This window comes from Bifidobacterium sp. POST2/T3 (B1), from assembly GCF_058197115.1.
Genome location: NZ_JBVPQK010000004.1, coordinates 23,228 through 33,090 on the forward strand (window position 1 = coordinate 23,228; position 9,863 = coordinate 33,090).

Consider the following 9,863-nt stretch of genomic DNA (forward strand, 5'->3'; position numbering starts at 1 on the left):
AAGGTGACGGTCAGTTGGCGATGGAGCGGGGGAAGGGTATGAGTCGAGTCAAAACAGATATGGAGCGACAGGATTCGTCTTCGGAACCACAGCGTGTCAGTCTGAAGGATATCGCTAAAGAGCTTGGCATATCCCAGACGGCTGTTTCGTTTGCGATCAATGACAAGCCTGGCGTCTCCAGGCGCACCAAGCGACGGGTCAAGGATGCAGCGGCCAGGCTTGGTTGGAGTCCTGTGTATGCGGCCCAGGCTCTGGGCTCCTCTCGTACCATGACCATTGGGTTTGCTCCAGCGCGATCGATAGATGCTTTCCAGACGGAAACTTTCATGTTGCATTTCATGGCTGGAATTCATGCATCCCTCAGCGATCACGGGTATGGCCTTTTGTTTCGGCCCTGCCGTTCCTTGGAGGAGGAATTAACAACATACGAGGATTGGGCTCGACGAAAAAGAGTTGACGGGGTCATCCTCGTGGATTCGTTGATTGACGATCCGAGACCGGGCAGACTCAAGGCTCTGGGAATGCCGGCCGTCTTGGCGGGAGGTCCCGATACCCACCATGAACTGCCTTCACTCTCGATTGACGATTCCAAAACCATGACCACTATTCTCAAACATCTGAGATCTCAAGGCCATAGGCGTATTGCCTACCTTTCCGGAGATCCAAAATTGGATTACAGCAGGGCTAGGGCCTCAGCATTCCATCATTTTGCGCAAGGTAATGGCCTGGATTCAGCTATAGTCAAATTCACGGATTTCGATCCGGATGAAGCCGTGAACCAGACCTTATCGTTGTTTTCGGGCACACACCCTTATACAGCATTTATCTATGAGAATGAAATTCTGGCGGCTGCAAGCCTGCGATCCCTAAATATGCGTCGTTCGGATGACGCCGCCGTGGATCTTCCAGCTAGGACTGATGCGCTGCCGGGTATCGTCAGTTTCGAGGACAGCTTCATTTGTCAGTCCACCAGTCCATCGATAACTGCAGTACATCGTGATGCAGGGCTTTACGGTACAAAGGTCGCCAATCTGCTGCTAAAGGTCTTCGACGGCGGTGCAGTTAGCAGCAACCGCCGAATTCTGACCCCCAAGCTGGTCATCCGTGAGAGCACGGCACGTCCAGTGCGATGAAATCCGTGACAACCGCCGGTAAGTCTGTGCTATGGCACCGGTATCATGGTCGCATGTGAGCGTAAACAGTCATACCTGTGAAACGTCTGCTGCCAAGGCCACCGAGGAGGATGGAGTCGTCATGTTCATACCACGTTATTACGAGGATCCAGCCACACTGCATGTGGGAACCGAGCCCAACCGTGCCTACTTCGTGCCGGCCAGCGCCCCCATGGACACGCGTGGCGACCTGCGAAGGCGCTCTGATCGGTACCTGGATCTGGATGGAGACTGGGACTTTCGCTATTACGCTAGCATCGACCAGCTGGACGCCGAGGTTCAGTCCGCCAACGAGGCTAAGGATCCGGTCTTTTTCGAAGCCGACTACAACCCTTCTCGGGATGCGGGCCAAGGGGTATACCAGCCCATCCATGTGCCAGGAGTCTGGCAGACCCAGGGCTATGACAACCCCCAGTACACCAATGTGCGTTATCCGTTCCCATACGATCCACCCAGGGTGCCTGCCGACAATCCCTGCGGCATATACCTGCGCGCTTTCGACTACGAGCCTGATTCCTCGGCGCCCCGGGCCTTGCTCAATTTTGAGGGGGTGGACTCCTGCTTCTACCTCTGGGTCAACGGGGATCTGATCGGCTACAGCCAGGTCTCCCACGCCACCAGCGAGTTCGATGTGACCGACCACTTGCGGCCGGGCCGCAACCAGCTGGCCGTTCTGGTGCTCAAGTGGTGCGATGGCAGCTATCTAGAGGATCAGGACAAGTTCCGGATGAGTGGCATCTTCCGCGATGTCTACATCCTGCGTCGGCCCAAGGCACGTCTGCGTGACTGGTTCGTCCACACCGACCTGGACGAGGACATGAGTCATGCTAAGGTGACCCTGGACCTGGATCCGACCGGCGTATCGGGCCAGAACGATGCTGCTATTGATGTCCAGGCTCTGCTGGCCGACCCCGATGGGGTGGAGGTGGCCCGGGCCGAGCTGACAGGTTGCAAGGAGCCTGCGCAATTTGTCCTGAAAGTCAGCCATCCTCGCCTCTGGAATGCTGAGGATCCTGAACTCTACCGGCTGACGTTGACGACTAGGTCCAGCGCATCTGACACCGGCGATTCTGCTGAGTCCATGCCGGGGGAGCATCCCGACGAGGTCATCACCGAGTACATCGGTCTTCGTTCCATCAGTGTGGACGGCCAGGTGGTCAAGGTCAACGGCAGCCCCATCAAGATTCATGGGGTCAACCGCCATGACGGGGATCCGCGCACCGGCTTTGCCATCAATCAGGAGCAGATCATGCGCGACCTGACTCTGATGAAAGAACACAACGTCAATGCCATCCGAACCTCCCATTATCCCAACAGCCCCCAGTATTACGCCCTCTACGACCAGCTGGGCTTCTACCTGATCGCCGAGGCCGACCTGGAGACCCACGGCATCGAGACCCTCTACCATAGTCCGGACTGGAAGGAACCCGATTACTGGAATGGCCGCATCGCTGACGAGCCGCGCTTCACCAAGGCTATCGTCGATCGGGTCCAGCGCAGCGTGGAGCGGGACAAGAACCATCCTTCGATTCTGATCTGGTCCATGGGCAACGAAAGCGGATACGGCTGCGGCATCGAGGCGGCTCTGGCCTGGACCAAGTCTCGGGACCCCTCCCGTCTGACTCACTACGAGTCGGCCATCCACGGTTCGCCCCGGAAGGATCTGGACTATAGCAATCTGGACATCACCTCAAGGATGTATCCCAGCATCAAGCAAATCAAGGATTACTTCACGCCGGAGGGTCCTCACGGCATCAGCAGCCACGGGGATGACGGGGACGGAGGCCGTCGGCCTTACTTCCTCTGTGAATACTGCCATGCCATGGGACTGGGCCCAGGGGATCTGGAGGACTACTTCCGGGTCATTCAGGCCTATCCAGGGCTTCTGGGCGGCTGCATCTGGGAGTGGGCCGACCATGCCATCGATCAGGGCAGGGACCGCAAGGGTCGTCGGATCTATGCCTATGGTGGCGACCACGGTGAGTACCCCCATGATGACAACTTCTGCATGGACGGCCTGGTCTACCCCGACCGGCGGCCCCACACTGGCCTCAAGGAGTTCAAGAACGTCTTTCGTCCGGCCCGTCTGGTCGGATACGATCCCCAGACCCGGCTGCTCACCCTGCACAACTATCTGGACTTTACCTTCTTGGATGAGTACCTGAGCCTGAAGTGGACCCTTCTGTGCGATGGGGAGCCGGTGGCCTCCGGAACGCCGGAGCTTGACCGAGGGACAGGCCTGCACATCGCCCCCCATGCCGAGGGCACCGTGGGTCTGCCGACGATGGATCCGCCCGAGAAGGGCCGTCTGACCCTGCTGGTGGAGTACGCCCTGGCCAAGGCCGATCCAGTGCTTCCACAAGGGCATCTGCTCGGCTTCGATCAGCTTGAAGCTGCCGATATGGGAATGCCTGAACGTCCCAATGGCGTGGCCAGGGTGATCAGTTCCGATCCCGGCAGCGGAGCCCGGGGCGCCCACCGGCCGGTGGTCAGGCAGACCGATGCCCGCTTCGATGTGGAAGGGGCTGATTGGCGCTACATTTTCAACCGCCGTACCGGCATGGTGGAATCAATGAGCGTCGACAACCGTTCGCTCTTGACCGCCCCTATGGAGATCAACCTCTGGCGGGCGCCCACCGACAATGATGCCACCATCAAGCAGGAATGGCGCAAGGCCGAATACGACCGTGCTAGTACCAGGGCCCTATCCTGCCAGCTGCAGACTGATCAGGAACGGGGGTTGACCACAATTAAAGCTGAACTGTCCTTGGTGGCACCTTTCATTCAGCCCATGGGCAGCATCCTTGCTACCTGGACACTGAGCGACCAGGGTGGGCTGGATCTGAAGATGGAACTGCACCGTGATCCTGAGTTCCCCTATCTGCCCCGGTTCGGCCTGCGGCTCTTCCTGCCCAAGAGCCTGCAGCGGGTCACCTACTGCGGCTATGGGCCCTATGAAAGCTACCGGGACATGCACCGTGCCAGCCACTACGGCGTTTTCCGCAACACTGCGTCAGGCATGGTAGAGCACTACCTGCGTCCCCAGGAGAACGGCTCCCATTATGGCTGCGACTACGTCCTGGTGGAGGATGACCTTTCCCTGCTGCAGGCAGCGGGGGATGGGCCCATCAGCTTCAACTGTTCCCCCTACACCCAGGAGGAGCTGACCGCCAAGGGGCACGACCACGAGCTGGAGGAGTGCGGCTCGACAGTACTCTGCCTGGACTATGCAACAAGCGGAGTAGGCTCCAACAGTTGCGGACCCGAGCTGGATCCCGCTTACCGCTTGGATGAAACCGATCTGGTCTTTGGACTGCACCTGCGGGTCCGTTCCAAGTGACCAAGGCTGGCGGGGCCTTTCAACCCCGCCAGCGCAGATACTGCTGGTAGACCTGCTCGCAGGGGGCTCCCGTCAGCGTGGTGTCGATGTTCACCGACCAGACGGGGGGCTCCTGTTCTCCAGTCAGAGCCCAGGCTGCCTGGCGGGCTGCACCGATGGCCACATACTCATCCGGCTGCGGCAACTGCACGTCCATGCCTAGGATTCCTGGGGCATAGGCTCTGACTGCTGGAGACTTGGCGCCGCCGCCGACCAGGAGAATTCTGGAGACCGTGGTGCCCAGCCGTTTCAGCAGCTCCAGACAGTCGCGTTGGGAGCAGAGCAGTCCTTCCACGAATGCTCTGGCCAGGTTGGTGCGCGTGGTGTTGGCCAGGGTCAGTCCCTCCAGTCTGGCGTGGGCATCAGGGCGGTTGGGGGTGCGCTCGCCGTCGAAGTAGGGGATCAGAGTGATTCCTTCGGCCCCCGGCGAGGACTTCTCCGCCAGCTCGGCCAGACCGTCATAATCCGTCCCGAGAGCGGCCAGACCTGCGTCCAGGATGCGTGACGCGTTGATGGTGCAGGCCAGGGGCAGCCAGTGGCCGGTGGCATCCGCGAATCCGGTCACCGAGGCGCTCATGTCATAGGCGGGAACCGGGCTGACCGCTGCAGCGACACCCGAGGTTCCCAGGGAGATGGAGACGTCGCCCACTTGCATGGCCAGGCCCAGCGCCGTCATGGCGTTGTCGCCGCCACCCGGTGCGATGATGCAGCCTCCGGGCACATCCCGGCCGGCGATGCGTGGGTCAGCCTTGGCTCCGACCTGGTGGGGGCCAAGGACCTTAGGCAGAATCACACGCTCGGCCATGCCCTCGGGCAGGGCCATGTCCAGCAGGTCACGCCGGTAGCAGTCAGCGGCAGGATCGTAGTAGCCCGTGCCGGAGGCATCCGAGCGATCGGTGAAAAGGTCTTCCAGCCCTGGTCCGGTCTCCGGGTCGGCTGCGGGGCCATGACCGGAGATGACCCAGCTCAGCCAGTCGTGGGGAAGGCATATGGCCGCGATAGCCCTCGCATTATCCGGCTCCACCCTGCTGACCCAGGCCACTTTGGTGATGGTCAGCGAGGCAACGGGGGAGGAGCCCACAGCCCGCACCCAGGCTTGTTTGCCGCGCATGGCCAGGTCCTGATCCGAGTTCGGGTCCTTGTTTGGCCCGTCGTTTTCCGTTTCGGTGCTTTCATCTTCTACGGTCTTGGACTTGGCTAGCCGGATGATGAGATCGTCGGCATCAGGAGCCGAACGCGTATCGTTCCAGAGCAGGGCATCCCTGATTACCTGCCCCTGACGGTCCAGCAATACCATACCGTGCTGCTGGCCTCCCACGCTGATGGCTGAGACATCGCTCAGACCTCCTGCCTGGGCTGAAGCCTCCTGAAAGGCCTTCCACCAGGCCATAGGATTGACGCTGGTGCCTGCCGGGTGTTGAGCCTTACCGAAGCGGACCAGCCGACCGGTCCGGGCCTCGGTGACCCTCACCTTGCAGGACTGGGTCGATGTGTCCACTCCCGCCACCAGGATCTCATTCATGTCAGCCTCCTTGCTTTCCGGGCTCCGGTCATTGGAGTACTCCATTATAGTATCTCAATTATTAAATCGATAAACTAAATGTCCTTGCTCAGGGCATCTCAATTGCTGAACTGCCGTCAGACTGGAACGTAAGATATTGGAGAGGCCCAGAATTTAGCGGGCCTATGTTCGTTCATGAAAGGTTGTTGAACCGTGACTGCCCTGCGCTCTATCAATCAGGATGATCTGAGGAACCACAACCTCTCGGTCATCATCGACACCATTCTGCGGTCGCCTACCTCGCTCAGCAGGGCGGATCTGGCCAAGGCCACCGGGCTGACCAAGGCCACCATGTCGCTCCTGGCGGGGCTCCTGCTCAGGAATCGGGTGGTGCGCGAGCAGGAGCCTGAGACCTCGCAGAGCAACCACGGACGACCCAGCACCCCGCTATCAATCGCACACGGGCGCTGGGCCGGCCTGGGCTTGCAGATCAATACCGACGGCTACGGCTGTCTGGCCATGGATCTGGATGGGACCCTAATCGATTCGGCCTGGGTCAAGGACGATATGCACGAGGCGGAGCCCGATCAGGTCTTCACCAACTTGGAAAAGCTGGCCAAGCCCATCGAACGTAAGTTGTCACGTCGCCATTACCATACAGTGGGTTCGGGCCTGGCCCTGCCCGGTCTGGTTGGTGGCGACACCACCCTGCTTATGGCCCGCAATCTGGGATGGGAACGTCTGGATTTGCAGGATTTCCCCCTGGTTCGCCGTCTGGCCCCCCGAGTGGGCAACGAGGCGCGTCTGGCAGCCCTCGCACAGATTCCCGGCTACGCTGCCCAGCGTCCCGCTGACGGGCATGAGGGACCGCTTTCACCCACAGACTCTTTTATCTACATTTCAACTGACATAGGTATAGGCGGGGCTGTGGTGCGCCGCGGAGCCGTGGAGACAGGGGATCACGGGTTCGCTGGCGAATTGGGACATGCCTCGGTGGATCTGAACGGGCCTACTTGCCGTTGCGGTCGCCGTGGGTGCCTGGAAACCTATGCCGGGCGCAGGGCTCTGGTTGAGGCAGCCGGCATCGCCACCGGAGCCGAGGCGGTCACGCCCCAGGCCATGGAGGAACTCTACCAGCGCTGGCAGCAGGGAGACGCCAAGGCCGTTGATGCCATTGACCGTGGGCTCGATGCCATGATCTCGGTCATCGCCTCTGCCATCAACATTGTGGATGTGGATACGGTCATCCTGGGGGGATTCTGGTCGCACTTCGGGGGAAATCTGGCCCAACGTCTGCAGGATCGTCTCAATCAGCTGACGCTAGGTCGGGATGCCGTGGACATCCGTGTGCTCATCCCCACCCAGGCCGATTATCCGGCCCTCAAGGGAGCAGCGCTGGTAGGTCTGCGCCGCTTCATCGACGATCCGCTGGATTTCTTCGAGGACTAAGTTGCCAAGGCCTGAGCCATGCAAGGGTTCAATGACCAACCTAAGATTGGTCGGAATTGGCGGGCAGCTGTCTGCCACCGACCTTGAAGAGGGCATGAGCATCTCCGCCATGCAGGCGTTTCAGATAGGTTCGGGCCCGAGCCATGCGTTCTACAGTAGTCTGGGCCAGCGGGTCTGGGAGTTGATTGGAGTCGAACCAGCCGACTGACAGGCTTTCCTCGTCACCGACATAAGGGTCGGCATTGCCGTTAGGGTCGGGCCGGCAGATAAATAGATGATCCATGTACATGGTCCGGTCACCGTTGGCATAAGTAACCACCTGCCGGGAGGATGTGACCGCTGCCAGGTCAGAGACGATCACATCCACTCCGGTTTCCTCCTTGACCTCGCGGACCACGGTGTCGGCCGGGTCCTCGCCGGGTTCGTTGATCCCGTAGACCAAGGCCCACTGGCCGGTGTCAGAACGCCGGCCCAGCAGGACGCGGCCCTGGCCGTCAGTGACGAAAGCCGTCACGCCGTTCAGCCAAAGCAGGTCATGGCCTATGGACCGGCGCAGTCTGAGCACGAAGTCAGGGGTGGGCATGTATCAGTCCCGGTCCGGATCAGCCAGAGCGGCCCGCTCCGCCATCCAGGCCTCCACCTCTTCGACGGTCTTAGGGATGCCTGCAGACATCCACTGGGGCCCTTCTTCGGTCATGAGTACGTCGTCCTCTACGCGCACGCCGATGCCGCGGAACTCCGGAGGCACCAGCAGATCGTTCTCCTTGAAGTAGAGTCCGGGCTCGATGGTGAAGATCATCCCAGGGGCGATGGGGGCACCCTGGTAGGACTCGTACCTGGCCTCCGCGCAGTCGTGCACGTCCAGGCCCAGGTGGTGTGCGCATCCGCAGGCGTGCCAGCGGCGGTGCTGCTGGCCTTGCGGGGAGAGCGACTCCTCCACACTGACCTTGAGGATGCCCCACTCGTGCAGCGTTTCGGCCAGCACCCGCATGATGGCATGGTGGATGTCCGAGTAGGTGGCGCCGGGCTTAGCGGCTTCGAAGCCGGCCTGCTGGGCCTTGAGCACGGTCTGGTAGATCCGCTTCTGCAGGGGGCTGAAGGTGCCGCTTACAGGGAAGGTGCGGGTGATGTCAGCCGTGTAGAGGCTGTTGACCTCCACGCCCGCATCGATCAGGAGCAGGTCGCCCTTCTGGACTGTCCCATCGTTGCGCATCCAGTGCAGGATGGGGGCGTGCTTGCCCGAGGCGATGATGGAACCGTAGCCCACGTCGTTGCCCTTCTCACGGGCGTTTGCGTTGAAGACACCCTCCAGCATCCGCTCGGAACGGGGCTTGCCTACCACTTGAGACAGATGGGTCAGGATCCGGTCGAACCCGTCCTTGGTGGCCGCTATGGCCTTGCGCAGCTCGTTTACCTCATAGTCGTCCTTGATCATACGGGCCTCTGAGGTGAACTCTTCGAGCTTGTCGTCGGCTTCCTCATTGCGGTCCGGACCGCCGATGCCGTTGGCCTTGCGGGCGGCCTCCACCTGGTTCAGGACCTCCTGGTCTGCAGTACGGATCACACGCAGCTTGACCGCTCCCTGGTCCGGCCCCAGATCCTTGGCGATGGCATCAGGGAAGGAGGCAATGTCCTTGGTGGGGATGCCGGTCATGACGGCCAGCTCCCGCAGACCTGCCCGGGGACCCACCCAGTACTCTCCGTACTGAGCGGACCGATAGTAGTCGCGGGTGGACTGATCGGCCCGGGGGTGGACGAAGAGCTCAGGGGTATGGGTCAGGCCCTTGGCGGCCTCAGGACTGTCAGGGTCCACCGGGTCCAGGACCAGGATGGCTCCGGGTTCGTAGTCCTCGCCCAGGCCCGTGTAATAGGCGAAGGTGGTGTCTGGGCGGAAGGCGTAGTCGTTGTCGTTGTTTCGGGTCTTGTAGGAACCAGCGGGGATGACCAGGCGCTCACCGGGGAAACGTCGGCCTAGCTCACGCAGGCGGCGCTCGGTGTATTTGCTGGATTCCAATGGCTCGATCTGGGGCTCCTGGGCCTGCCAGCCGGTGGTCATGAACTTCTGGAAGGCGGGGGAATTGGGTCGCAGGGTTCGGTTGTTCACCCGATCGTCCATGTTCTGCTCATCCAGGTCCACGTTCTTGGGATCGGTGTCTCCTTGTAGATGCTCCTGTGCGGATGCGGTCACGTCCGGCCTCCTTGAAATTTCGGTTCTTACTATGTTGATTCCATGGTAGTGCGTTTGGCCGATGTGACAGTCGGCTGTTTCGGCCTTCAATCGGGGTCGGTCGCGCATAGAATAGGCGGGAAGCATCCACAGCCAGCAGGAGGCGCAGGCAGAATATGTCATTCGAACACCCCA

At 60.8% G+C, this 9,863-nt stretch carries 6 protein-coding genes; 3 read left to right on the plus strand and 3 right to left on the minus strand.

Annotated features, from left to right (window positions below):
• Nucleotides 1–38 precede the first annotated feature (38 nt).
• Both AC0AP0_RS00620 and AC0AP0_RS00625 read left to right on the plus strand, forming a co-directional pair.
• Nucleotides 39–1,133 (plus strand): LacI family DNA-binding transcriptional regulator, encoded by a 1,095-nt coding sequence (locus AC0AP0_RS00620; protein ID WP_232346791.1) that lies wholly within the window; start codon nt 39–41, stop codon nt 1,131–1,133.
• 55 nt (nt 1,134–1,188) lie between these two features.
• Nucleotides 1,189–4,512 carry a glycoside hydrolase family 2 TIM barrel-domain containing protein gene (locus AC0AP0_RS00625; RefSeq protein WP_490428857.1) on the plus strand — a complete coding sequence of 1,108 codons (3,324 nt, stop codon included), beginning with the start codon at nt 1,189–1,191 and terminating at the stop codon, nt 4,510–4,512.
• A 19-nt stretch (nt 4,513–4,531) separates the two neighbouring features.
• Here the strand turns inward: AC0AP0_RS00625 and AC0AP0_RS00630 are convergent, their stop codons facing one another.
• Complete coding sequence (locus AC0AP0_RS00630) at nt 4,532–6,073, minus strand: xylulokinase (protein ID WP_490428858.1); 1,542 nt, start codon at nt 6,071–6,073, stop codon at nt 4,532–4,534.
• Nucleotides 6,074–6,265: 192 nt separating this feature from the next.
• Here AC0AP0_RS00630 and AC0AP0_RS00635 point away from each other — a divergent pair, with 192 nt between their 5' ends.
• A complete protein-coding gene (locus AC0AP0_RS00635) occupies nt 6,266–7,501 on the plus strand; it encodes an ROK family protein (RefSeq protein ID WP_490428859.1) in 1,236 nt (411 codons plus the stop codon).
• Nucleotides 7,502–7,541: 40 nt separating this feature from the next.
• Here the strand turns inward: AC0AP0_RS00635 and AC0AP0_RS00640 are convergent, their stop codons facing one another.
• Together AC0AP0_RS00640 and AC0AP0_RS00645 are read right to left on the minus strand one after the other, a co-directional pair.
• Nucleotides 7,542–8,084 carry an NUDIX hydrolase gene (locus AC0AP0_RS00640; protein ID WP_490428860.1) on the minus strand — a complete coding sequence of 181 codons (543 nt, stop codon included), beginning with the start codon at nt 8,082–8,084 and terminating at the stop codon, nt 7,542–7,544.
• 3 nt (nt 8,085–8,087) lie between these two features.
• Nucleotides 8,088–9,689 carry an aminopeptidase P family protein gene (locus tag AC0AP0_RS00645; RefSeq protein ID WP_490428861.1) on the minus strand — a complete coding sequence of 534 codons (1,602 nt, stop codon included), beginning with the start codon at nt 9,687–9,689 and terminating at the stop codon, nt 8,088–8,090.
• Nucleotides 9,690–9,863 lie beyond the last annotated feature (174 nt).

Coding starts and splice junctions, on each gene's coding strand:
- AC0AP0_RS00620 (WP_232346791.1), top strand. CDS start 39: ATGAGTCGAGTCAAAACAGATATGGAGCGACAGGATTCGTCTTCGGAA.
- AC0AP0_RS00630 (WP_490428858.1), bottom strand. CDS start 6,073: ATGAATGAGATCCTGGTGGCGGGAGTGGACACATCGACCCAGTCCTGC.
- AC0AP0_RS00640 (WP_490428860.1), bottom strand. CDS start 8,084: ATGCCCACCCCTGACTTCGTGCTCAGACTGCGCCGGTCCATAGGCCAT.